This window comes from Sporosarcina luteola, from assembly GCF_007991495.1.
In the GTDB taxonomy this organism is placed as follows: Bacteria; Bacillota; Bacilli; order Bacillales_A; family Planococcaceae; genus Sporosarcina; species Sporosarcina luteola.
Genome location: NZ_BJYL01000011.1, coordinates 37,655 through 60,353 on the forward strand (window position 1 = coordinate 37,655; position 22,699 = coordinate 60,353).

Consider the following 22,699-nt stretch of genomic DNA (forward strand, 5'->3'; position numbering starts at 1 on the left):
GTGGTGAATGGAGAATATCCTTTCAAAAATAGGTGAAATTAAAACTGCGTTAAATGCCAAGTTCTATGAGCGCGAAGCTGAGGTCGAAGCGATCCTTATAGCATTATTGTCTAAACAGCACATACTTCTGATAGGTCCTTCAGGCACAGCAAAATCGGCATTGGCCGTGGATCTTGCAAAAATTATAAAAGGCACTCACTATTTCAATGGCTCCTAACGAGGTTTAGTACACCTGAGGAATTATTTGGACCTTTATCGTTGAAGGATTTGGAAAAAGGAATATACAAACGGAATACAAAAACAAAAATGCCTGAAGCAGATCTGGTGTTTCTAGATGAAATTTTCAAGGCGAACAGCGCTATCTTAAACAGTTTACTAACCTTGATTAATGAAAGGCTTTTCTACAATAACGGGTCACCCGTGCAAGTTCCTTTGATGTCCGTAATCGGTGCTTCTAATGAATATCCAGAAGAAGGGGAAGGACTTGAAGCGTTATTTGATCGTTTTTTACTTCGTTTTGAAATTGATTATTTAGCGGGTGACAGTAATTTTATTTCCATGATGAAGGATGCCGGACAAGATAAGCAAATGCCGGCTATGACAATGGAAGAGTTGATATACCTTCAATTGTTAACAGATAAGGTAGTCATTCAGGATGAAGTGTACACAGCAATTTCGAAAATCCGCAAAGCGTTGCATGATGAGGGGATTCGACCGTCGGATCGGCGATTTAAGCAGTCATTAAGCATTCTAAAGGCGAGAGCATTGATTCGTAATAGACAAGTCGTGTCAGTAGACGATATTGTAATTCTCGAAAATGCTCTTTGGGAAACGGTTGATCAAAAAGAGGCAGTTTCAATTATTGTTCGTAGACATGCGCAAGACACGGTGATTCGGATGCTCGATACTATACGAAATGAAGCAAATGAAATTTTTAATTCAATCATGCAGGATAATTCGATCGAAATAGGGATGGAAGCAACTCAAAAAATGAAGGCTTTGGAGACTGATTTGAACGACCTGAAAAGGCGTCATGAGGAACGAAGTGTGGAAATTGACGTTTTGCTTGTTAACGTAAAATCGCTCCAGCAAGAGATCCTGAACGCAACTTTAGAGCCTTTATATTTTAATGCGTTACATGACAAAAATGAAATCGAGGAATCTTCGGGTATCTTTTATAGAATGTGAAAGGGAGTGCTGCCCTCGTGAGAATGTTCAAAATCACCGACGAGAACTTTTCAGTACTGAATACGGATACATTCGACAAAAGGCGTTTTCAAGAAATTCTTGAAATGTCGTCAAGTCTCCAACTGCTTATTGAAAAGGCTGCATTGCCAACGTTCGAACCTCTCCTTGGAGATATTTGGGCTTCTTTATATAAGATGAAACCGGTCATAACAGCAACGGAAGTAGATGGTTTACTATCGGTAAATAAATTACTCATGGAAGTCATTATGGGTGATGAACAATTTGCATACTATCGGAATTTCACCCGATTAAATGATCTGGCATCCGCCATTGGTACAATCATGCTCGGGGAAAAGGCAAATGAATGGATAGCGCGGCAATCAGAGGAAGATGGAGTGCTCCGAGAACAGGCAAGAAAAATTCAACTGCTGCGCAGGCAACTGCAAAATCAACAGCATCAAGAAGCTGATCGACAAAGTCTAGAAGATGCCATGAATGAATTTAAAGTAACGTTACAGGAGATATTTCAAAGCAATCGTGAAGGCTTCTTGGAAACTATGGGACAAGCAAGGCAAGAAGCGACACAGTTGAAAGATGGGTTGAACTCATTAATAGGTGGAATAAGTGCAGGCAATGCGGAGGCAGAATTGCAAAAAGTCCCGTTGCGCGACAAAATAGTTCTGGCAGAGAAGATGGCTTCGACAAAGATGATGAAAGAAATAGCCGATTGGGCAGGCCGATTCAAACGGATTGCTCGGAAAAGACAAAAATCGAAACAGAGCCATTCCGCGTCTAGAAGAGGAGTTACCATAGGGAATGACATTGAAAATTTACTGTCGGTTGAGTATAGCTTCTATACACACCCGCTAATGAAAATAGATTTTCTTCGTCGCTTTGCGGAAAGACAAACGATGCAATTTGAACAGAAAGGGCCTGAAATTCTTAACAAAGGTCCAATTGTACTGTGTCTTGATCAGTCGGACAGTATGAGTGGCCTTGACACCCCAGCGAAAGGATTTGCCTTAGCCCTTATGTCAATCGCAAGGAAGCAGAAAAGGGATTTTTGTTTAATATTATTCTCCTCGCGTTCTCAAACTTTCACTTATGGAAAAGGGAAAATTAGGGCTTCTGAAATAGTTAGGCTCGCAGGAACCTATTTAAGAGGTGGAACGAACTTTGAACTTGCACTAAACGAGGCGCTGCACGTAATCGATGATAGCCGTTTCAAGCGAGCTGATATTGTCTTTATTACTGATGGTGAAGACCGTGTAAACGATTCGTTCCTCGAATCGTTCGAGAAAAAGAAACAATTGAAGGACTTCAATGTCCTTACCCTCGTCATAGGTACCAATATGCATACAGTCGAAAGGTTTTCCGATAGGGTGATTGAAATTAAGGATTTCGATGACGAAGGAAGTTATACAGCATATGAAGTATAGGGGTTGGATTTCTAAGAATGTTAGACCAGAAACTGGGAGGGTTAATTCCAAGGATTTGCGTCATAGTAAAATGGAAATCAATAATTGCAGTATTATAATACGAGGAGTGAGGAAATGAACGGGAACGCTTCTTATCGCGCCGGTGATGTCGTCTATGTATTTTACCGAAATCCACATACGCAGGATGTTGCAAACGTACAAAGCGCTGCTGTTGTCAATAGCCCCGAAAAGCCTGATGAACTCGCAATATTTCTTTATGAAGATTATTACCCGCTTTCCAGTGAAATGGCCGTATATTCATCAGAAGAAGAAGCGAACCGAGCCTACGATTACTATTATGGAGATGATGACTCAGCAGGTAGACTTGAATGAATAAGCCATTTACACCTAAGCTGATTTACTTTGAACCCGATGCACTTAACTATCCATTAGGAAAAGAACTGCATGAAAAGTTTGAAAAAGAGAATGTCGAAATTCGATACACCACATCCCATAACCAGGTGAGAAATCTTCCGGGTGATAATGATTTTCAGAAATACAGGGTTGCGAAATCCACATTAGTTGTTGGAATCAGAAAGACACTGAAGTTTGATACTTCAAAACCTTCTGCTGAATACGCTATTCCTTTTGCAACAGGCTGTATGGGACATTGCCATTATTGCTATTTACAGACGACAATGGGAAGTAAACCGTATATTCGAACGTATGTGAATGTAGATGAGATTCTTGACGCTGCAGATAACTATATGGCCGAGCGAGCTCCGGAGTTCACTCGTTTCGAAGCTGCCTGTACGTCAGATATTGTTGGGATTGATCATTTGACACATACGTTAAAACGGGCGATTGAACATTTTGGAGAATCGGAGTATGGAAAACTGAGGTTTGTGACAAAATTCCACCATGTCGATCATTTACTGGATGCGAAGCATAACGGAAAAACGCGCTTTCGATTTAGTGTAAATGCGGATTATGTCATTAAGTATTTTGAACCTGGCACCTCTCCACTCGTTAAGCGAATTGAGGCGGCAGGAAAAGTTGCGAGAGCGGGGTATCCTCTTGGTTTTATAGTTGCCCCGATTTATCTTCACGAAGGCTGGCAGGAAGGATATTATCATATGTTCGAACGTTTAGAAGCTGAATTGCCCCCCGAAGCAAAAAAGGACTTGACCTTTGAATTTATTCAACATCGTTTTACCAAGCCAGCCAAAAGAGTGATAGAAAAGAATTATCCCATGACAAAATTAGAGCTGGATGAGGAAAAAAGGAGATATAAATGGGGTAAATACGGAATTGGGAAATATATTTACCAAAAAGAACAGGAAGAAGATATTAAAAGCCATCTTTATGGCTACATGGAGAAGTTTTTCCCAGAAGCAAAATTGGAATACTTCACGTAGAAATTTAAGATGATGAGGTCAGCTTAAAAATTGAAATACTTATTGATGAATAGCACCAAAATTGTTAGGAGTATACTAGCAATTTGGTGTTTTTTATAGTGAATTCTTAACTACGATTTCAAGGTTTTTTTTCCTTCCGAGACCGGTTTCTTTCAGTGGGATTAAATGATATGAAAAAGGGTAACTATAATTGTTAGAGGACTGATTTGGAACTAAAAAAATATAAAAAGGATGATCTATATGACAAAAGTGGGTATTGTAGTTGGAAGTTTACGGAAAGAATCCTATTCGAAAAAAATCGCTTTAAATGTTGCTTCATTATTTCCTGAAGGTTATGAAACAGAGTTTGTCGAAATCGGTAATCTTGCATTATATAATGAGGAGTATGATGGCAATTCTCCAGAAGAATATACACAATTCCGCAATACAATAAAGGAAGTAGATGCCGTCCTATTTGTAACTCCTGAATACAATCGTTCGGTGCCAGGTGTATTGAAAAACGCGCTAGATGTTGGTTCAAGACCCTATGGTGAAAGTGTGTGGAATGGCAAACCAGCAGCTATTATTAGCCAATCGATTAGTAATTTAAGCGGATTTGGCGCAAACCACCATTTACGCCAATCACTCGCATTCCTAAATATGCCAGTCGTTCAACAACCTGAAGTATATCTCGCCAATTCACCAGAATTATTAGATGAGAATGGTAAAATAAAAAACGAAGATACTCTTCAATTCTTACAAGGCTTTGTGGATACATTTGTCGAATTGATTAAGAAGTAAAGGAATAGACAAAACTGCATAAACTAACCAAAAGTTGTATAAATGAAGCACTGCCTACAATATCAGAGAACCTGTATCTTAGATAATTTCTAGATAGTAGTTCACTGATAGATGTAGACAGTGCTTTTCATTTGTAGATACATGGGATTGTTGTCATTCAACTAGTAGCAAATTTTAATTGGTTTCCGGGAAAAATGCTTGGGATGTTTGAATATCTACGAGTGTAGGGGCTTTTATTTTTAAGGCGGTTTCCAACATGGATTCAAGTTCCTGATCTGTTGCGACATGGAATCCTTTCCACCCGCACGCTTCAGCAATTTTGACGAAATCAGGATTTGTTAGATCGACACCTATTTCTTTCTTGTCCATGACATTGATTTTGTCTCTTTCCATTTGGAGTGAGCCGTTATTTAATACAATGATGGTAATGTTGAGTCCATAGCGAGTCGCGGTCGTTAAATCGGCTAGTGTCATTTGAAGGCCGCCGTCTCCGACAATCGCCACCACTTGCTTCTCCGGTTTTTCAAGCTTTGCTGCCATTGCAGCAGGTAGACCGAAGCCCATCGTTCGCCAATATCCAGAGAATAAAACCTTTTGCTGTTTTTGCCTGAAATTGCGATTCAACCACACTGTACCGTCACCTGTATCGACTGCAAGAATTGCATCGGCATCGACTGTTCGTTCAAGTGCCCGCATAATCCGGGAAGGGTGCACGGGTGAACCGGCAGAATTTCCTTCTTGCTCATTTTGCTCGGCCCATTTCTGCTTGGCTTTCAGGCAGCGATCGACCCATTCTTCAGCTCGGGAAAATCCTTGCAAGCCCTCCCTTAAAAGAGGAAGAACTTCTTCTGTTGAGCCGGTTATGCCGAGCTGCACGGGGATGCTCTTTTCAATTTTGTCGAAATGGGTGTCTATCTGGATAATTTGCGCATCAGATGGGACATACCCTTCCGGCCACCATGCTGTGCCTGCAAGGAGAACAACATCGGCATCTTTCAAAATATCGGCTGCATATGGATTTCCGCCTTCGCCAATACCTTGCAGCAGGTGAGGGGAAGATTCATCCAATAAACCTTTTTCACCTAAGCTCGTTAAGATGCCAGCTCCCCACATTTCACCAAGCATCTCAACCTCTTCTGACGCAGCGGCGGCGCCGGAGCCTGCGAGAATCATCGGGCGCTTTGCTGTTTTCATTATTGATGTTGCCTCTATTAAGCTTTCCTTTGTAAAATAAGAAACTCCGTCTATACGTTTTGGCAAAGGACGCGGTTCCTTCAACGATGAAACCATGAAAAGGTCTTTTGGAATCGACAAATGGGTGACAACCCGCTGTTCAACTGACTTGCATGATGCTCTATGCAGAAGTTCGATGATTGCGTCCTGACTCGCGAGATTAGCGGAAAACGATGCGAATGGCTTCATTAACTCTTGCTGGTCCACATATTGCGGAAATTCTGTTCCGATTTTTTCCGTCGGTGCTTGGCCTGTGATGGCAAGGACAGGTACTTTGTCTGCATATGCGTCTCCCAACCCGTTAAGCAAATTGGCTGCCCCAGGACCCATCGTTGCCGTACATACCGCAAGCCGGCCTGTCAGCTTCGCTTCGGCAGAAGCCATGAAGGCAGCGGTTGACTCGTGTTTAACTGCGATGAATTGAATCTGATCTTGTTTTGCAAGTGCGTCAATAAGACCGATAATCGCATCACCGACTACTCCGTAAATCCGTTTTACACCGAATAACGACAGTTGATCGAGTACCAATTCTGCAACTGTCCGTTCACTATTTTCCATATCATACAACCTCCTCGAAAGTTCTATCCATCCTGTTAGCTGTGTAACAGGAAAGTCCGCTCTTATAGTTCTTCCTCTAAAAAGCAGTAGATAAACTTTAGGTTTAGACGAGTGAGAGAGATTTATTGGATCCAGTAGTCTCAAAATATTATCGAGTATACTCCATCGCACTTTTCGCCACTATGAATGGTTTTAAGGTAAGAAATACGGTGACTAAGATGATGATTGACGAGAACAAGTTTACCGGAAAGTAGATGCCTTTTTCGTATAAAGCACCATAAAAGATTGTTCCTATTGGCATGAGGACCATCCCTACTGTACCGTTTATTGAAAACACTCTCCCTTTAAACTCATCAGGAATCGTCTTTTGCATGTAGGAAGACATTGGAATCGAAATGAATTGAAATACAAGGGCCATCGATAAACCAATTAATCCAATGTAAACCATCGATATGATTGGCTTCATCTCAACATATACTGGCAATGTAAAGGACAGCAAGAACATAGCAACGATGATGAACGCATATTTCACTATATTGAGCGGATTTTTGATTTTCTGTTTTGATAATATAAAACTACCGATTAACGATCCAACAGTAAAGATGGTGCCTACAATACCAACCTGAGGTGCGGTGAAATTTAATTCTTTGATCATTATAGTTTCCGGTAAAACGCCAAAACTTGCAGCGCCAACTGCATTAATGACCACAGATAAAACCAATAACTGTTTTAATACATCCGATTTTAAAATAACCTGATAGCCTTGGATGAATTTATTTGAAAAGCTCTTAAACCAAATTTCAAAGCTTGCGTTCTCATAAGCCTTTTCCAGTTTTTGTTCGCTAAATACAAGAAAAATATTCAAGATGAAAGAAAGCAATTGCATAATAAAAAATATCAGAATCATCAATTGTAAAGATAAGAATCCATAAATGATTCCCGCAAGTATCGGCCCTAAAAACATAATTGATGTTTTATAGAGCGAGATTTTACCAAGTGTCTTTTGGATATGTTCTTTGTCGAACAATTGCGTCATACTAGCGTCGAAAGCATTGAAAATAACCGGTGTAATAATGGAACGAACTGCCGTAATGAAGAAAAGTGCATAGATGTTAAAGCCGAAAAAGGCAATATACAGAGAGAGAAAAAGCAACGTCAATGCTGAGAGTGCTTCAAAGGAAAGAATAATTTTCTTTCTGTTCATGCTGTCTACTATTACTCCGGATATTGGCAATGCAATAATGGCACCAATGCTCATAATTGCTGCATTGATTGAAAAATAAAGTGCTGAGCCGGTTTCTTGTAAAATAAAATACGAGATTGCAAATGTATACACAGAGCCACCTAACGCAACAACAATTGTGCTAAAGATATAAATGAAATAGTTTTTCCCCATGGAGATCCCCCTTTGTAATTAATCCAGTCCCTTTCATTCCTACTTTAAAACCGAAACTAATCTCTTTCCAGAAGTTAAATTAAATTTAACAAAAGAATAGCATGCTCTCTCTTTCATTGCAACAAAAAGTTAAGTATAATTTAACCAAGATGAAAAATAGGGGGGTTCATGTTGAGTACATTAGGTGAACGAATTAGAGCCATACGTAAACAACGAAAGATGACTTTGGACGCTTTGGCGGGAGATCAGATGACGAAGGCAATGATGAGCTATATCGAAAACAATAAAGCAAACCCATCAATGGAAAGCCTTTCGTATATTGCGGAGCGTTTAGGTGTCAAAGTATCCGAGTTGATGGAAGAGATAAATCCGCAAGAAGTGCGGGAAGTATTAAAGGCAGTTGAGAAGATTTACACAGGGGAAACGGAGGATAAATATAAGAAAATCATTGATGCGGTCAGACCATACATAGAAAGTTTGGATCAAGGCTATGAGGCTGCGAGATTGTTGGAGTTGTATGGGCGTGCCCTCTATTACGAAAAAATGGACAACTGGATAGAAGTGATAGACAAAGCTACTGCCCTTTATGATCAACTGAATCTAACAAGCCGTCTCGCTGCAATTGGTATTTTCAAATCGATCGTTAAGTTCACCAAGCGTGAGTATGAGGATTCCCTTGCAATTCTTTTGGAGGAAAGGTCTAAATTTGAAAAACGGAATGGACTTATTGAGCCTCTTATCCGTCTCGATTTTGATTATTGGACTTCTCTTCTTCACTTTGCTGTTGGTAATTCAGAAGAGGCGGTGCGAATCATGAATGAAGGGATAGAATTTTCTAAGAGTCAGCAAATATTCTATCGTATTGCGCACCTATATCAGTTGGCAATCGTTAATGCGATGATGAATAAGGATATAAGCGCAATAAGCTATTATGAGAATAAAATTCTACACTATGGGGTGTTTGCTGAGGACCGAGATGCAATTCCCTTTATTAACTTTGTTAAAATACATTATTTAACGTCCTATGAAAAGTCATTTAGGGAAGCGTTCGAACTAATAAAAGAGCATCATAATGAATATGGCTTCGACGAATCGAATACTTCTTATTCCTTTATGGGGGAAAAGGGAAAGGCCCTTTACGGTCTTGGAAGATATGAAGAGGCATTGGCTTGTTTTAAAGAGGTGAAAATTCCACACTACGCCCACCATCCATTCGACTTGTCCATTTTATACGAAAAGGATGCTTATGCGGCCCTTTCTCATATGGCTTTAGGAAATAAAGCAGAAGCCAAACGTTTGATTGAAATAGCGGTGGAGAATATATCGGCCATGCCAAGCAGCCCTTATAAGGATTTTATTATGAAAACATATAACACGATAGCTAGTTAATTTTCTGTGAATTATTAGAAAAATATAATTGTTTTTATGATATAATAGCCTAAGGGTGCTCTATAAAATTATTAAAGAAAAGGGGAATTGAAAATGGATGTTACATTTCCGATTGGAGAATTACAAGTTCCTGAAAAGGTAACACTTGCCAATGTTCAAGAATGGCTGAAGGACATTGAAACGTACACAACTCGCTTACGAGAAGTCGTTGACTCATTAACAGAAGAAGAATTAAGCAAAACCTATCGGAATGGTGCGTGGACTGTTCGTCAGCTAGTTCATCATATCGCGGATTCCCAGTTGAACATGTACCAACGTTTGAAGCTCGCGTTAACAGATGAGAACCCAACAATTCCTGCTTTTGATCAAGATAAATGGGCGGTTCAGCCGGATACACAGCTTCCCGTGGAAAGTTCTATCAAAATACTGGAAGGCATTAATGAGCGCATCGTCTTTTTAGGAAACAATCTCACTGAAGAGCAATTAGAGCGTACTTTTACACATGAACAAAACGGGGCAATTACAGTAGCTACAAAGCTTGCAAAATTAGCTTGGCATGAAAATCATCATCTGGAACATATAAATATCGCTCTAAAAACAGACAGTGAACGAGTTTACTATAAATAGTTTCATTACAATACACCTTCCTAGAGAGTAGGAAGGTGTATTTGTTGTGCGCCCGGCATGGGCTATAACTTGGTGGTGAAAGTCCACTACAGGCTTGGCAGTAGGAACTGTTAGCTTAAGGCAAGGGTGTCCACCGTGAGGTGGAATCTGAAGGAAGCCGGCGGCAAAATCCCGAACCGACGGACAGAAACTGCATATAAGGCTGAATTGGAATGGACGAGTTTGCTTAACAAAACAAAGTCCAATACTGCCCGAATTCCATACAGTAAATGCAGCGGTTACATGGGAGGAAGGTTATAGCTCTTACCCGGGGAGGTCTTACAGGGGTTCCCGACAAGAGGGATGGAATATCCCACAGGAACAAACTTGGCAGTGATGACAGGTTGAACTGTAAGAAGTCAGCAGAGGCCATAGTAGTCCGCTAGGATGAAGGGCTGAACAATAACAATCCTGAAATGAAATGGAGGTAGAGACAGTGCAAAGACCACAGAAAACATTGGCAGATGGCTGGCCGCAAAGGGATAGGTTGGAAACCAAAGAGTATGCGGGAGCGTGCAGCCCTGTCTTTACAGAAATGGAGCGACAGGATGGTATCGATTTGATTGATAAAGTTGTCGACATCAACAACCTCTTTAATGCCTGTAAGAAAGTGAAGGCAAATAAAGGGGCGCCGGGTGTCGATGAAATGACAGTAGATGAACTCTTAGGTCATGTAGCTAAATACCGAACCCAGCTTATTAGAAAGCTGAAAGACGGTTCGTACGAACCACTGCCAGTAAAACGTGTTGAAATTCCAAAGTTAGATGGCTCAATGCGGAAACTCGGCATACCGTGTGTACGAGATCGAATGGTTCAACAAGCCATTTACCAGGTGATTGGCAAAATCATTGACCCTCATTTTTCAGAGGGGAGCTATGGTTTTCGTCCAAAACGGAACCAACATCAAGCCATTAAGCAATCCATCACGTACTATGAACAAGGTTATAGAGTGGTAGTCGATTGTGATTTGAAAAGCTACTTCGATACCATTAATCATCAGAAGCTGATGGAGTACCTGAAAGAGTTCATAAACGACAAGATTGTCCTAAAGTTGATATGGAAGTTTCTAAAAAGTGGCATTCTGGAAGGCGGACTTATCAGTCCGACAGAAGAAGGTGCCCCGCAAGGTGGCGTACTCTCCCCGATTCTCAGCAATATCTATTTGAATCAGTTGGATATAGAACTTGAAAGACGGGGGCATAAATTCGTTCGATTTGCGGATGATTTCTGCATCTATGTGAAAAGTAAGCGAGCGGGGGAACGTGTTCTGGAAAGCGTTACAAAGTTCCTAGAACATGACTTGAAGCTGACGGTGAACCAAGAAAAGAGCAAGGTGGGTTCCCCGACCAAACTCAAGTTCCTTGGTTTCTGCCTCCATTCCACATCTAAGGGTGTAGGTTGTAGACCACATCATTCCGCGAAAAGTCGATTCAAATCCAAAATAAAGGAAATCACCAAACGGAATCGTCCAGGCCGCTTCGATGAAATTGCCAAAGAAATCAACCAAGTGACAGGAGGATGGATAAATTACTATGGAATTGGCTTTATGAAAAGTTTTATCAAATCCATGGCGCAATGGCTGAACCACCGGTTACGGCAACTGATATGGAAACGTTGGAAGAAGACGTGGACCAAATATCGCCAGTTGCGAAGATTGGGAATCTGGCATGAAGAAGCTTGGATGGTGGCAAATTCCCGAAAGGGATACTGGAGAGTTTCCAAAAGCGAAACACTGCATAAAGCAATCAAAGCAGAAACGCTCAACAAGTGGGGTCTGAAAGACCTGAATCACTTATATGAGCGTCGATACTTAAGTTATTGAACCGCCGTATACGAGAACCGTACGTACGGTGGTGTGAGAGGTCGGGAGTTAATTACTCCCTCCTACTCGATTTTAACTTTAACGAATAATGTGAAAGTAGCTGTCAGCTTCATGATATAATCGGTTGGAGGAGTACATAAAAAAAGACCGACAAATGGTCTTTTTTAAAGGGGTAATTCTAAAGATTTTAGTAACGTATTAATTTCTTTTTTAAAGGTGAAAAAACAAGGCCTGTTTTCATTGTCAAATATAAGTAAATAAGGGGCTTCTTCTTCTGGAATAATAATAATAACCTCACTAATCATAGCGTTCACCCATTTATTTTCCAATCGGAGAGATGGGTTTAAAGGAATTTTCACTATATAACCGTTGTCTGGAATAGGGTTGAATTTTTAAGAACAGTATCGATTTCTTTTATAATTTTTTCAGTCTCCAATTGAATAGTGGAGTTAGTTGGAATTGTGGTTATTTCATTTTTTTCGATAGCAAGAAGTTCAATATTTGTTGTGCTCTGTGCACTTACCATTGAAAGAGTGAATAGGAAAAGTATGGGAATTGACGCAAGCAATACTTTTCGAATCATATGATCACCTCAAAATTAGCTTTACCAAAGAGTAATTTGTTATACCATATCAGATGGTTGCTGCTAATTGAATAATGTGAGAGGAGTTGTAAATAATCAAAACGAAAGTCAATTATCCATTTGTTTATTTTTTTATAGAAGCTAAAGGAGTATTGGTTTATCAAATTAAAACGCAAAATTATGTAACTGCTTTAGATGTGGATGAAAATGGAGAATGGCAAACGTTTGAAGCAGAAAAGGAAGATACTTTTGAAAGTTTTAATCATGAAACGGGCAATCACCTCGAAGGCCGAGGATTTGTGTTGAATCAAAATGACATCAACCATATAGTGGAAATCATAAATGGATATATTCAAAATCATAAATCTTATTCACCTAGCCCGATTGAGGAGGATGAGGTGATGCCTGTACATATTGTTTCCTCCGAATCTGCAGCTGGCTCCTTACGCGTAGGACTCGATTGGCCCAAGGTTGTCATTGGATTTCCTGACTCCTTTTCAATTGGTCCATTGTATAATTTACATAAAAAAGAGGGGCAAACGATTCGCTTTGAATGGATATATGAACATATTAATTATGAACAAGATGATTATATATATGAAAATAAATTTTCCAATACAGTACGGGAAATAGACGATATTCCTGGTCAATTTCCTATCTACACTTGGTATAGCAATAATGTCGATGAACAAATTGGTCTTCGGTTTCTTCTATTTTTACTGCGCGACAAGGCAAATGATATATTTCTTTTGAACTCAACTGAACTCTACGCAAAATACATCACTTCCCAAGGTGAAAATCGAAAAATATCATATACAAGTCAAATCGAATCAAACGATTTACGTATCCTTTTTGAAAAGAGAAGGAAGGACAAGCCTCTATCCGAACAGTTAAGAAGTCAGCTACTAGAAGAGTGGCTGTTCTTGGCGCAAACGAAAGAAGACCTTCGTATATGGGAGAAGGATGAAATAAAGTGTGTCAATGAAGATTATTTCGACTTCCTGATCATAGAAATCCTTGAAATGCTGCATCGCAAGCAGGAGAAAAAGGATTTTATCAAGTCTGGAATGGTGATTGGAGAAGTCCTATCAGGGAAAAAAGAATTGATAAATGTTTTCTTCCTGGAATATAGAATTCGGCATTTACTATATAGTGGTTTCCTTGAACTGAAAGGAATTCCCAAATCAATAAGACATTATAGTGTTAAATTGCGTAAATGAATAATGATTAATTATTAGTACAATACATGTTGGAATAATTAATAGGATAGGTGCGTTACATGAAGGGTTTTAAAAAGTTCATTGAACTCCTAAATAGACTAAAAGAGTTTGATATTTGGGGAGATAAATATGAAGGTCTATCTGACAAGGAAAAAGAATATATGAACAGAGTTCCAACACAAAATCCCTATGGACTTATAGGATTGATATTTGGTGGCATTGCATTTGCGTTCGGACCAAAATACGGAATTATCCCATTGATAACTTTAACATTTTGCGTGGTGACACTATATACATTTGATAAAGAAAAAGAAGACAATCCTTGGCCATTTTACTTGGGTATCGCACTTTCCGTTATCGGTTTGGTTATGTTTATATTCGGAGAGGCGCACGATCTTATTCTCTAACTTAAAAGCAATGAATTTCTACAATCATAGAGCATGTAATTGGAGTAAACGATTTTTTGGGGGAGTCAGCCATGCTAAAGAAAAAATCCTTGAAAATAGTATGTTCAATAATTTTTATCGGTTCTCTCTTGGTCGGTTGTACTGCCGATCAAACGAACTTAAAAAAGACAAAAAGCGACGGGTTAACATTTAGTGAGTACTTTCGTGCATACGATAGGCTGGATGAAAGACGAAACAGTAAATTTTATAAACCGCTTTCGATGAATGAAGTGCAGTCGACGTCCTTGCCTGATGAAATGAAAAAAGTTATACATCCAATCGATTTGAAAGATCTGCCTTTTAAAGTTGATGAGGAGAATGTCTATTTCGTCACTTCGAAAAGTAAAGAAGGAAAAGGTATTAGCCAAGCCCAAGTCAGTTATCTTGGCAAAAACGAGTATGGTAACACAGAACGGTTTTATATCATTTCCGTTACCGAAAGCGATCGAAATCCACTGAATGCCTATGACACTTCAGATGAAGTGGATTTGGTTGGAAACAAATTAAAGAAAGAACACCTGACGGATAACTTGCCGATCTACCAGCAGGTCCTCACAACAAATAGCGCCTTGCTGTATAGGTATTATCAATATAATGATGAAGAAAACAAAATAACAATCGTCGGCACTTCTTCAAATGAGTTTTATGCTTATTATAATGGTTATATTTATCATGTCGGCTATTTGATAGACAGGGAAAAGAATGATGAAGAAATGCAAGAGAAGATGCTACAACTTACACGGGAATATATTTTGGGCAGTTCGCGAAAATAAAGGTGAGCTAATTAAACAAGCAAGTTATTTCTAAGGCGAAAAGTGTAGCATTTCTCCAAAAGTAATCGTCTGAGTTATAAAGGAGGAATGGGGTAATGCGAAATAAATTAATTTTATTCTGTTATACCATAGTTGCTAGTCTACTAGTTGCCTGTGGTTCTCAAAATCTGGAGAAAGACGTCAAAGCAACTTTTGTTGGTGAAATAGACGAAATTAGAGGAGATAATGATGCTCTAGTTTTTGCTTTCAGGGAAGATGGAAAAGCTCTTGGCCAAATTAGCGTTGATCTTACTGTAAACCCGAATGAAACATTTCAAATCGGCGATAAGATAAGGGTTGGTTATGATGGTATGATTGGTGAGACAGCTCCCCAAGTAATAAATACACTCACGGTAGAAAAAGTAGAATGAATCGAATCTATTGCAGTAGCATCAAAAATACTGAATGGGGAGGAATGGTATGAACTATATTAAAGATATGAGAGAGCTGATTGGCCACGAAACTCTTTTCACAGTTGGATGTGGAGTAATTATAGAAAACGGAGGATGTATATTACTGCAGCATCGTACTGATGAAGATAATTGGTGTATCCCTGGTGGAGTGATGGAGATCGGGGAAACGTTTGAACAAACAGCCAAGAGAGAAACTTATGAGGAAACAGGATTAGACGTGAATGATTTGAAGTTATTCGGTATGTATTCTGGAGAGAGCTGTTTTGTTCAATATCAAAATTACGATAAAGTATACAGTGTGCAAATCATCTTTATGACAACTTCATATGGTGGTGAATTGAAGCAGCAAGGAATCGAAAGTAAAGAGCATCGTTTTTTTAAGAAAGAGGATTTACCCGAAAACTTAAACCCACGCCAAGAACAGTTTATTCGCCATTGGGCTGAAAATAAGGCTTTGCCTGTTATTAGTTAAGTCTGCAATCGGATTAGTAGAACTGCTTTTTTGAATCATTGCCCACGCTTATTGTTTGAAAAAATTACCTAATGCTATAAGAAAAGATGCCTATGACCAAATAGAGGAAGTGATTTGGTCATAGGCACCTATTTATCTAGCTTGTTGCAACCGAAGGACATCAGCTTTTGTCTCTAGCAACTCATTTGAGAGGATGGTTACTTTGGCATCTACTTTTCGTATTTTTTCACTGAGATTTTCTTCTACCGAATCAATGCGTTCCATTACTTCTTCGTGGTTCGACTTGACCGTTTCGCTCAAATCATTCAGCTTGTTAGTATGCGATTCGAGAGTCGAATGTAGTACTTTTAGTTCGTTTGTATTCGAATCGACAATTAAACGCATCTCTTTCAGTTCATTCTGGTTCTCTATGTCAAGTGATGACAATTCTTTTATTGCTTGTAAAATTACGTCTTGATTGATTGACCCGCTCATTTTTTCACCTCTTTTGAAAACAATATAGTGCTTCAATTATATCATGTTTCGACAAAAATTTCATCCGAATGTAAATAGAATCGTGGGGGAATGGCTTATGAAAAGCTGGACTGGTTCAGCGGGTATTTGTATTAATGAACAAATGGAAGTGTTAATGGTCAAAAGTTTTGATTCAAAGCAATGGGCAATCCCTTCAGGTGGAATTGAAGAGGGGGAGACTCCGCAAGAATGTTGCGTCAGGGAAGTAAAAGAAGAAACAGGTTATGATGTGAAAATCATTGAACAGCTAATGGTGAAAGAAACTGTTATCCAAGGCATCCAAGTAAAAACCTATTATTTTAGAGTAGATAAGATTGGTTTAAGCAGTGGAATTAATGATCCGGATAACCTGATTGCTGAAGCTGAATGGAAGTCTATTTCTGACTTGAAAATATTGAAGCACGCCTATCCTGAGGATTTAAAACTTTTGCTAGAGCAATTAGACAACAGCCAGAATCAAATCGATACTAATACGAGGTGAAGACATTATGAAACGCTTGAAAAAAGGAGATGCGATTGGCATATTTACACCATCCTCTCCCGCAACGGTCACGGCAAAACTGCGCTTTGAACGGGCAAAATCTTTTTTGAAGGAAAAGGGATTTGAGATTGTCGAAGGCAACTTGACTGGAAAAGTGGATGGATATCGTTCGGGGACCCCGATAGAGCGAGCGGAAGAGTTGAATGAATTGCTACGAAATCCAAATATCCAGATGATCATGTCCACGATTGGCGGGACAAACTCAAACAGCATGCTGCCGTATATTGATTATGAAGCCTTTAAGCAGAACCCTAAATTGGTAGTTGGTTATTCAGATGCAACAGCCATCTTACTTGCCTTATATGCTAAAACAGGGATAACAACGTATTATGGCCCAGCTTTAATCCCTTCTTTTGGTGAATTTGAACCTTTAGTGGATGATACATATCGTTATTTTGAACATTATTTTATGGATAAAAATGAGCTCCCGTATGAAATTCCAATGTCTCCCTTCTGGTCAGATGAACCGGTAAATTGGCTGGAAAAAACAACAGAGAAAAAACTGTACAAAAATGAATGGATCACTGGACATAGTGAGGTTGCTGAAGGGAGACTGATAGGCGGCAATGTGAATGCTATGTATGGGTTTATTGGCTCAGCTTATTTTCCTGAAATTAAAAAAGGCGACATCTTATTATTGGAGGATTGCATGAAAACCGCTTCCGTAGTGGAAAAGAACTTTGCGATGTTAAAAGTACATGGCATTTTCGATAAAGTGGCCGGCATTCTCTTAGGGAAGCATGAGCAATATGATGATTTGGGGACAGGCAAACAGCCGCTGGATTTATTGATGGAACAATTGGATGGGAAGGAAATCCCGATTTTGGCTGAATTCGATACATGTCACACCCATCCGATGCATCCACTAGCGATTGGGAAAACAGTGAAGTTAGATGCCGATAGTCAAAAAGTATTTTGTACAGAAGAATGGATGGGGGAATGAACCGACATTCCATATTACACATAGCAGTTCGTTGATAAATGCAGTGCTTGAAATGTGTGTTATGGATCTCCAGCCAAGTGAAGCATTAATCGGCATAGTCGGTAACTGACGTATGAAAAATTGTTCAAGAGGATGTGTAGAATGAGAAGAATGATAGGTATAGTATTTCTAATGTTATTAATTATATCAGGTTGTTCTTCAAGCGCCGACTGGAACTCATCATTTGTTGTATGGAATGATGATATGTATGAAGTCGGCAATGAGTATGTGGGTGAAAATAGATGAAGAGATTGGAAAAGTGACTAGGTATTCGGATAAGGAAGGAACGTATTCCGGAAATTTTTCTAATAAATATAGTAAAGGGACTAAGCTATATTCGATAAAAGGGATTCATCCAGATGAGGCGATTGCCATTGAGGAAGACGGCGAGTTTCGAAAGGCGATTAACGTTGGAAAGTACGGGGAAAAATAAGTTCTTCTTAGGTAGGAGGTGTTTGAAGTGAATTTAGTCGGTTTACTGTTAACGCTATTAATAGGATTTTCCATTTTCATTACATTCTTTTCTCTGTTTCTTGCTGTGATTAAACGTTCGTGGCAGGCTATGTTAGTTTGTTTCATTGCCAGTTTACCTATTTCCATGTACTTTCTAAGTGGCAATCCACCTATCTCTTTCTTAGGTGTAGCACCAATCCTTTTCTTAACTTTAACAGTTATTTATTGGAGGAATTCTCGTAATGAAATTGCACAATAAGGACACCCTTAAAGTCGAAAACATAACTTTATGGACAGTTTTTTGTTGCTAAGATGGTTATTTGTAAAATGTTGTCTGTCCTGCGTCCAAAGCGGTCAGTCCAGCGTTCAAAACTGTCCGCGCGTCCAAATGTCACTGTTCCACGGTCCAAAGCCATCCGCCGCGCGTCCAATGCCACCCATCCCACGTCCAAAGTCGTCTGCGTAATATGTTTTCATAAATGCAAAATTTAGTACAACAAAACCCTCCAATTATCGTTAACATTAGAAGCGCAATTTTCATTAACTAGTCAAATCTTGGGCTAAAAAGGGGAAATGTGGCCAGCTATGCACGGGTTTTATTTTGATACAATTCGATAGCTGGTAGAGAAATACACTAGGGGGGGAATATCATTCTAATTTTGTTTGCTATCCTTATATCTTTCATTACGGTAATTCTATTTTTCATTCTTGTGGTCAGGGTTATTATTTCATTCATCAAGAAGAAACAGTTTCCTAAAAAATTAATGCTCGTAACCTTAGTTGGAATGGTACTTGTATCTACAATCTATATTTATGAGGTGTACTTTTTTACATTTGATGAAATTGATAGAGAATTCATCCAAAACGGACCGGGTCCAGTTTTGTCGCCGACAGGAGAATATACGGCCAATGCCTATTACGAGCCATATGGCGGCGCGGCAGGCGGGGTTAATGTGTGGGTGGAGATAACGAGACATGATGACAATGACAGTAAGAAAATAATCTATTATAGTGATGCGAATGACAATATGCTCATTGATTGGGTAGATGAAAAAAGGATTTTCATCACGAACGCAGGCCCTAATCGCAGCAATAGTATCAAATTAAATGTGGAGCATGAGATTTATCATGATAGAGGATTAGCATGTCGAAGTTGGCTAATGAAAGATGAATATGAAACTTGTTATCGGAAATGAATGCAGCGTTTCTTTAGGGAATAGCTTAACTGAAGAGCAATTGGGTCGGACTTGCATATCATACACCTTCTTAAAGCTAAGGGGTGTATTTATTTTTGTTTTTATATGAATTGTGGGAAAGTAGTAGTGTCTTCATGATATACTAGCTGTATTTAGGCGGTATTCCCAGATTGACAAAAGAACGTTATTTTTTGAGGTGATCCAGTTGTTTGTAAAAGGGATAAATCATTTATTATTTTCAGTATCTGATTTAGAGAAATCGATTAGGTTTTACCAAGATGTGTTTGAAGCCAAGTTATTGACTAAAGGAAGCAGTACTGCTTATTTTGACCTAAATGGTATATGGCTTGCTCTCAATCTAGAAAGTGATATTCAGCGTAATGAAATAAATCAATCATATACACATATAGCATTTTCAATTGAAGAGGCTGAGTTTGCTAGTGTATATATCAAGTTAGAGGGATTGGGTGTGAATATCTTATCTGGTCGTCCGAGAGATAAAAAGGATAAGAAGTCTATTTATTTTACCGATCCTGATGGCCATAAATTCGAATTTCATACGGGTACTCTGCAAGACAGACTGAATTATTATAGGAAGGAAAAGCCGCATATGGAATTTTACGATTAAGGAGAGGAATTAGAATGCTGTTTATAATTGGTTTTATTGTAGTAGTTCTTATAGTTATAACACTCTTTTCAATAGAAAACCATCTTAAAAATAGTGTGAAACAAAATGATGAAATAATAGATCTACTTAAGCAAATGAGTGCGAAAAAATGATAACCTAACAATTAGATTCAATAAAGCAAGGAACAGTAATGTCAATTGATACATACGTTGCTCTTCCGGGAAAGCAATACGCCTTGGAGGTGAATAAATGGTAACTTTCTTTGACGACTTAGCTGGAGCCGTTTATGATGTTTTCAAATTTGTATTTAGATGCTTCTGTTATGTTGTAGCAGGAATGCTCATTGTCGGAGTCCCGCTTTATTTAGTTGCTTTTGTTTTTAGTATGTTTCACTAAACCGGTATAGACAACATTAAAGGGCTGTCACAGAAGGTCAGTTTTCACTGACTTTCCGGACAGCCCTTTACGTTTTATCGTTCATCTTTCGGATTCACGCTATTCGGCTCTTTTCCAAAGCGATCCATTCGTTGGGATCTGACTTCATCTGGCGTTTCAAGGAAAGACAAGCCCTTTTCAAATCTTTCCTCAGGGTCCATCCCGTTTGGTTCCTTTCCGAGTTCGTTCGCTTCCCATGCAGCTTGCTGTTCGTCTGAACTCATCTTCAAGTTTTCTTCATTATTTTCAACAAACTCATTTTTGAACTCTTGTTCTTTGTCCATTCTTCGACGTTCTTCTTTCAAAATTAGTTCATTATGTTCTTTATCCATTTTGACAACCTCCTTTTATTTTTTGTTCATTCAGCGGAACGCTCGTTCTTTTCAAAACTCGCTCGTTTATTTACGGAAGCGCTCATTTACCATATAAAAAGGATTATCTATTAAATATCCCTTAATGAATAAAATCAAACATTACATAGCAATAACTTGATGGCTGAAGATTATGTGTATTCAATAAGGGGTTTTCAAATGTTGTAAATCATGATAAGTTATTAATACGTTAACACGTTAAAGTGTTAAAGAGAAGGATGGAAAAGGGAGATGTTCATTATGAAAAAAGCACTTACACTATTAATGTTTTCTTTAGCTACTTTAGTAATTTTGAGCGGATGTGGTAGTTCCAATGCAAACGGAACTAAATCGGACAAGGATACTTTAATCATCGGGGTGGATGATAAATTTGCGCCGATGGGTTTCAGGGATGAGAATAATGAGTTGGCTGGATTCGATATTGATTATGCGAAGGCTGCGGCAGAGCATATGGGCATGACCGTCAAGTTTCAGCCGATTGATTGGAAAACGAAGGAAACTGAATTGAGCAGTGGACGAATCGATCTTATTTGGAATGGTTATACAATTACGGATGAACGAAAAGGAAAAGTGCTGTTCACTAAACCTTACTTAAAAAATGCACAAGTTGTTGCAACATTAACAGAATCGGACATTATTAAATTGGATGACTTAGCAGGAAAAGCAGTGGGCTTGCAAGCTTTATCATCCGCAGCAGATGCGTTGAATGCCAATCCCATTCAATCAGACATTAAATCGGTTTCGGAATACGCTGATAATGTTCTTGCTTTATCGGACTTAAAAGCGGGTCGTGTCGAGGCTGTTGTCATTGATGAAGTCGTCATCGATTATTACATGTCGAAGGAAGAAGGCGCGTTCAAAGTGCTCGATGACTCTCTCGCTCCTGAGGAGTACGGAGTTGGCGTGAAAAAAGGGAATGAAGACTTGCTTGAAAAATTACAAGCCGCGCTGGATAAAATGAACGAAGATGGTACGGCTACCTCTATTTCTGAAAAATGGTTTGGGGAAGATAAAGTTTTAAAATAAATTGCAATACGGGTTTTCATGTCGAAAACCTGTTTTGCATTTTTCGAAGGAGTACGTTCTAATGTCATTTGATTATTTGTTATCCATATTAAAACCGATGCTTGAAGGAGCACAGGCAACAATCATTCTTTTCATTGTCGCTATCATTGTTTCGATCCCTTTAGGCTTTCTATTGACCCTGGCCGTGAGGAGCTCTATCAAACCGCTTGCATGGCTTGCGAATACATATATTTATGTGATGCGCGGAACCCCGCTCTTATTGCAGCTTCTCTTCATTGTTTTTGGACTTCCGCTAATTCCGGTCATTGGAGAATACTTAGTAATTGATAGATTTGTCGCGGCTTGTTTAGGTTTCATTTTAAACTATGCAGCTTATTTTGCAGAGATTTTCCGTGGTGGTCTTCTAGCGATTGATAAAGGACAGTATGAAGCTTCCAAAGTGCTCGGTTTAAGCAGATGGCACACGATGAGACATATTGTGCTGCCGCAAATGTTCAGAATCGCTTTGCCGGCAGTGGCTAATGAGTCTGTCACTTTAGTGAAAGACACGGCTTTACTGTATGCGGTGGCGGTGCCTGAATTGCTGCACTTTGCGCAAACGGCAGTCAATCGTGACTTTACAATTGTTCCATTCCTGCTTGCCGGCATCATCTATCTGTTGATCACATTATGTTTAACATTGTTCTTCAAATGGCTGGAAAGACGCTTGCGATTCGATTAAGTTTTTTAGGAGTGAAAGA

Annotated in this window: 27 protein-coding genes; 22 read left to right on the plus strand and 5 right to left on the minus strand. The window is 39.1% G+C overall.

What is annotated here, in order from left to right; all coding sequences use genetic code 11:
• The first annotated feature begins 7 nt into the window (after window positions 1–7).
• The 6 genes from SLU01_RS18325 to SLU01_RS04365 all read left to right on the plus strand — a co-directional run bounded on the left by SLU01_RS18325 (window position 8) and on the right by SLU01_RS04365 (window position 4,804).
• Window positions 8–217 carry a hypothetical protein gene (locus tag SLU01_RS18325; RefSeq protein WP_281288362.1) on the plus strand — a complete coding sequence of 70 codons (210 nt, stop codon included), beginning with the start codon at window positions 8–10 and terminating at the stop codon, window positions 215–217.
• Window positions 160–1,188, plus strand: coding sequence for an AAA family ATPase (locus tag SLU01_RS18330; protein WP_281288363.1), 1,029 nt, complete (start codon window positions 160–162; stop codon window positions 1,186–1,188). Before SLU01_RS18325 ends, SLU01_RS18330 begins: the two co-directional genes overlap by 58 nt.
• Before the next feature lie 23 nt (window positions 1,189–1,211).
• On the plus strand, window positions 1,212–2,627 hold the full coding sequence (locus SLU01_RS04350) for a VWA domain-containing protein (RefSeq protein ID WP_147055731.1): 1,416 nt from the start codon (window positions 1,212–1,214) through the stop codon (window positions 2,625–2,627).
• Window positions 2,628–2,741: 114 nt separating this feature from the next.
• Entirely contained in the window at window positions 2,742–2,999 is a 258-nt protein-coding gene (locus SLU01_RS04355) for a transcriptional regulator SplA domain-containing protein (protein WP_147055733.1), read from the plus strand.
• Window positions 2,996–4,024, plus strand: coding sequence for a spore photoproduct lyase (gene splB / locus SLU01_RS04360; RefSeq protein WP_147055735.1), 1,029 nt, complete (start codon window positions 2,996–2,998; stop codon window positions 4,022–4,024). Before SLU01_RS04355 ends, splB begins: the two co-directional genes overlap by 4 nt.
• 240 nt (window positions 4,025–4,264) lie before the next feature.
• Window positions 4,265–4,804 (plus strand): NADPH-dependent FMN reductase, encoded by a 540-nt coding sequence (locus SLU01_RS04365; protein ID WP_147055736.1) that lies wholly within the window; start codon window positions 4,265–4,267, stop codon window positions 4,802–4,804.
• Window positions 4,805–4,978: 174 nt separating this feature from the next.
• On the opposite strand, the gene SLU01_RS04370 is transcribed toward SLU01_RS04365, so the two are convergent.
• Both SLU01_RS04370 and SLU01_RS04375 read right to left on the minus strand, forming a co-directional pair.
• On the minus strand, window positions 4,979–6,595 hold the full coding sequence (locus SLU01_RS04370; protein WP_147055738.1) for a thiamine pyrophosphate-binding protein: 1,617 nt from the start codon (window positions 6,593–6,595) through the stop codon (window positions 4,979–4,981).
• Window positions 6,596–6,743: 148 nt separating this feature from the next.
• Window positions 6,744–7,991 carry an MFS transporter gene (locus SLU01_RS04375; RefSeq protein ID WP_147055740.1) on the minus strand — a complete coding sequence of 416 codons (1,248 nt, stop codon included), beginning with the start codon at window positions 7,989–7,991 and terminating at the stop codon, window positions 6,744–6,746.
• A gap of 171 nt (window positions 7,992–8,162) precedes the next feature.
• On the opposite strand from SLU01_RS04375, the gene SLU01_RS04380 reads away from it, so the two are divergent.
• The 3 genes from SLU01_RS04380 to ltrA all read left to right on the plus strand — a co-directional run bounded on the left by SLU01_RS04380 (window position 8,163) and on the right by ltrA (window position 11,868).
• Entirely contained in the window at window positions 8,163–9,380 is a 1,218-nt protein-coding gene (locus SLU01_RS04380; RefSeq protein WP_170232588.1) for a helix-turn-helix domain-containing protein, read from the plus strand.
• Window positions 9,381–9,473: 93 nt separating this feature from the next.
• Window positions 9,474–10,007, plus strand: a complete 534-nt coding sequence (locus SLU01_RS04385) for a YfiT family bacillithiol transferase (protein ID WP_147055744.1) — start codon at window positions 9,474–9,476, stop codon at window positions 10,005–10,007.
• 574 nt (window positions 10,008–10,581) lie between these two features.
• Window positions 10,582–11,868, plus strand: coding sequence for a group II intron reverse transcriptase/maturase (gene ltrA, locus SLU01_RS04390; protein WP_218029692.1), 1,287 nt, complete (start codon window positions 10,582–10,584; stop codon window positions 11,866–11,868).
• Between the two features lie 358 nt (window positions 11,869–12,226).
• On the opposite strand, the gene SLU01_RS18190 is transcribed toward ltrA, so the two are convergent.
• Window positions 12,227–12,451, minus strand: a complete 225-nt coding sequence (locus SLU01_RS18190; RefSeq protein WP_246110868.1) for a hypothetical protein — start codon at window positions 12,449–12,451, stop codon at window positions 12,227–12,229.
• 152 nt (window positions 12,452–12,603) lie between these two features.
• Here SLU01_RS18190 and SLU01_RS04400 point away from each other — a divergent pair, with 152 nt between their 5' ends.
• The 5 genes from SLU01_RS04400 (at window position 12,604) to SLU01_RS04420 (ending at window position 15,814) form a co-directional block, all read left to right on the plus strand.
• The gene (locus SLU01_RS04400) at window positions 12,604–13,671 is read left to right on the plus strand and encodes a DUF1835 domain-containing protein (RefSeq protein WP_147055748.1); all 1,068 of its coding nucleotides are present in this window, start codon (window positions 12,604–12,606) and stop codon (window positions 13,669–13,671) included.
• Between the two features lie 59 nt (window positions 13,672–13,730).
• Entirely contained in the window at window positions 13,731–14,078 is a 348-nt protein-coding gene (locus tag SLU01_RS04405; protein WP_147055750.1) for a cell division protein FtsK, read from the plus strand.
• Between the two features lie 71 nt (window positions 14,079–14,149).
• Complete coding sequence (locus SLU01_RS04410; protein WP_147055752.1) at window positions 14,150–14,890, plus strand: hypothetical protein; 741 nt, start codon at window positions 14,150–14,152, stop codon at window positions 14,888–14,890.
• A 95-nt stretch (window positions 14,891–14,985) separates the two neighbouring features.
• Window positions 14,986–15,300, plus strand: a complete 315-nt coding sequence (locus SLU01_RS04415; protein ID WP_147055754.1) for a hypothetical protein — start codon at window positions 14,986–14,988, stop codon at window positions 15,298–15,300.
• 49 nt (window positions 15,301–15,349) lie between these two features.
• On the plus strand, window positions 15,350–15,814 hold the full coding sequence (locus tag SLU01_RS04420) for an NUDIX hydrolase (RefSeq protein ID WP_147055757.1): 465 nt from the start codon (window positions 15,350–15,352) through the stop codon (window positions 15,812–15,814).
• A 132-nt stretch (window positions 15,815–15,946) separates the two neighbouring features.
• Here the strand turns inward: SLU01_RS04420 and SLU01_RS04425 are convergent, their stop codons facing one another.
• Window positions 15,947–16,288, minus strand: a complete 342-nt coding sequence (locus tag SLU01_RS04425) for a hypothetical protein (RefSeq protein ID WP_147055758.1) — start codon at window positions 16,286–16,288, stop codon at window positions 15,947–15,949.
• A 97-nt stretch (window positions 16,289–16,385) separates the two neighbouring features.
• Between SLU01_RS04425 and SLU01_RS04430 the strand changes: the two genes are divergently transcribed.
• The 6 genes from SLU01_RS04430 (at window position 16,386) to fosM (ending at window position 20,127) form a co-directional block, all read left to right on the plus strand.
• On the plus strand, window positions 16,386–16,808 hold the full coding sequence (locus SLU01_RS04430) for an NUDIX hydrolase (RefSeq protein ID WP_147055760.1): 423 nt from the start codon (window positions 16,386–16,388) through the stop codon (window positions 16,806–16,808).
• Window positions 16,809–16,815: 7 nt separating this feature from the next.
• The gene (locus SLU01_RS04435) at window positions 16,816–17,811 is read left to right on the plus strand and encodes a S66 family peptidase (RefSeq protein WP_147055763.1); all 996 of its coding nucleotides are present in this window, start codon (window positions 16,816–16,818) and stop codon (window positions 17,809–17,811) included.
• Between the two features lie 247 nt (window positions 17,812–18,058).
• Complete coding sequence (locus SLU01_RS04440; protein ID WP_246110869.1) at window positions 18,059–18,283, plus strand: hypothetical protein; 225 nt, start codon at window positions 18,059–18,061, stop codon at window positions 18,281–18,283.
• Between the two features lie 27 nt (window positions 18,284–18,310).
• A complete protein-coding gene (locus SLU01_RS04445; RefSeq protein ID WP_147055766.1) occupies window positions 18,311–18,562 on the plus strand; it encodes a hypothetical protein in 252 nt (83 codons plus the stop codon).
• Window positions 18,563–18,962: 400 nt separating this feature from the next.
• Complete coding sequence (locus SLU01_RS04450) at window positions 18,963–19,499, plus strand: DUF5412 family protein (RefSeq protein WP_246110870.1); 537 nt, start codon at window positions 18,963–18,965, stop codon at window positions 19,497–19,499.
• A gap of 205 nt (window positions 19,500–19,704) precedes the next feature.
• The gene (gene fosM / locus SLU01_RS04455) at window positions 19,705–20,127 is read left to right on the plus strand and encodes a FosM family fosfomycin resistance protein (protein WP_147055770.1); all 423 of its coding nucleotides are present in this window, start codon (window positions 19,705–19,707) and stop codon (window positions 20,125–20,127) included.
• 470 nt (window positions 20,128–20,597) lie between these two features.
• Here fosM and SLU01_RS04460 read toward each other — a convergent pair whose 3' ends face one another.
• Window positions 20,598–20,894, minus strand: a complete 297-nt coding sequence (locus SLU01_RS04460) for a hypothetical protein (protein ID WP_147055772.1) — start codon at window positions 20,892–20,894, stop codon at window positions 20,598–20,600.
• A gap of 279 nt (window positions 20,895–21,173) precedes the next feature.
• On the opposite strand from SLU01_RS04460, the gene SLU01_RS04465 reads away from it, so the two are divergent.
• Both SLU01_RS04465 and SLU01_RS04470 read left to right on the plus strand, forming a co-directional pair.
• Window positions 21,174–21,959, plus strand: a complete 786-nt coding sequence (locus SLU01_RS04465) for an amino acid ABC transporter substrate-binding protein (RefSeq protein WP_147055774.1) — start codon at window positions 21,174–21,176, stop codon at window positions 21,957–21,959.
• A 61-nt stretch (window positions 21,960–22,020) separates the two neighbouring features.
• Window positions 22,021–22,680 (plus strand): amino acid ABC transporter permease, encoded by a 660-nt coding sequence (locus SLU01_RS04470; protein ID WP_147055775.1) that lies wholly within the window; start codon window positions 22,021–22,023, stop codon window positions 22,678–22,680.
• Window positions 22,681–22,699 lie beyond the last annotated feature (19 nt).

Excerpts from the sequence above, each read along its gene's own strand:
- SLU01_RS18325 (WP_281288362.1), top strand. The coding sequence starts at position 8 with ATGGAGAATATCCTTTCAAAAATAGGTGAAATTAAAACTGCGTTAAAT.
- SLU01_RS04350 (WP_147055731.1), top strand. The coding sequence starts at position 1,212 with ATGTTCAAAATCACCGACGAGAACTTTTCAGTACTGAATACGGATACA.
- SLU01_RS04355 (WP_147055733.1), top strand. The coding sequence starts at position 2,742 with ATGAACGGGAACGCTTCTTATCGCGCCGGTGATGTCGTCTATGTATTT.
- splB (WP_147055735.1), top strand. The coding sequence starts at position 2,996 with ATGAATAAGCCATTTACACCTAAGCTGATTTACTTTGAACCCGATGCA.
- SLU01_RS04365 (WP_147055736.1), top strand. The coding sequence starts at position 4,265 with ATGACAAAAGTGGGTATTGTAGTTGGAAGTTTACGGAAAGAATCCTAT.
- SLU01_RS04370 (WP_147055738.1), bottom strand. The coding sequence starts at position 6,595 with ATGGAAAATAGTGAACGGACAGTTGCAGAATTGGTACTCGATCAACTG.
- SLU01_RS04375 (WP_147055740.1), bottom strand. The coding sequence starts at position 7,991 with ATGGGGAAAAACTATTTCATTTATATCTTTAGCACAATTGTTGTTGCG.
- SLU01_RS04385 (WP_147055744.1), top strand. The coding sequence starts at position 9,474 with ATGGATGTTACATTTCCGATTGGAGAATTACAAGTTCCTGAAAAGGTA.
- ltrA (WP_218029692.1), top strand. The coding sequence starts at position 10,582 with ATGGAGCGACAGGATGGTATCGATTTGATTGATAAAGTTGTCGACATC.
- SLU01_RS18190 (WP_246110868.1), bottom strand. The coding sequence starts at position 12,451 with ATGATTCGAAAAGTATTGCTTGCGTCAATTCCCATACTTTTCCTATTC.
- SLU01_RS04405 (WP_147055750.1), top strand. The coding sequence starts at position 13,731 with ATGAAGGGTTTTAAAAAGTTCATTGAACTCCTAAATAGACTAAAAGAG.
- SLU01_RS04410 (WP_147055752.1), top strand. The coding sequence starts at position 14,150 with ATGCTAAAGAAAAAATCCTTGAAAATAGTATGTTCAATAATTTTTATC.
- SLU01_RS04415 (WP_147055754.1), top strand. The coding sequence starts at position 14,986 with ATGCGAAATAAATTAATTTTATTCTGTTATACCATAGTTGCTAGTCTA.
- SLU01_RS04420 (WP_147055757.1), top strand. The coding sequence starts at position 15,350 with ATGAACTATATTAAAGATATGAGAGAGCTGATTGGCCACGAAACTCTT.
- SLU01_RS04425 (WP_147055758.1), bottom strand. The coding sequence starts at position 16,288 with ATGAGCGGGTCAATCAATCAAGACGTAATTTTACAAGCAATAAAAGAA.
- SLU01_RS04430 (WP_147055760.1), top strand. The coding sequence starts at position 16,386 with ATGAAAAGCTGGACTGGTTCAGCGGGTATTTGTATTAATGAACAAATG.
- SLU01_RS04435 (WP_147055763.1), top strand. The coding sequence starts at position 16,816 with ATGAAACGCTTGAAAAAAGGAGATGCGATTGGCATATTTACACCATCC.
- SLU01_RS04440 (WP_246110869.1), top strand. The coding sequence starts at position 18,059 with ATGAAGTCGGCAATGAGTATGTGGGTGAAAATAGATGAAGAGATTGGA.
- SLU01_RS04460 (WP_147055772.1), bottom strand. The coding sequence starts at position 20,894 with ATGGATAAAGAACATAATGAACTAATTTTGAAAGAAGAACGTCGAAGA.
- SLU01_RS04465 (WP_147055774.1), top strand. The coding sequence starts at position 21,174 with ATGAAAAAAGCACTTACACTATTAATGTTTTCTTTAGCTACTTTAGTA.
- SLU01_RS04470 (WP_147055775.1), top strand. The coding sequence starts at position 22,021 with ATGTCATTTGATTATTTGTTATCCATATTAAAACCGATGCTTGAAGGA.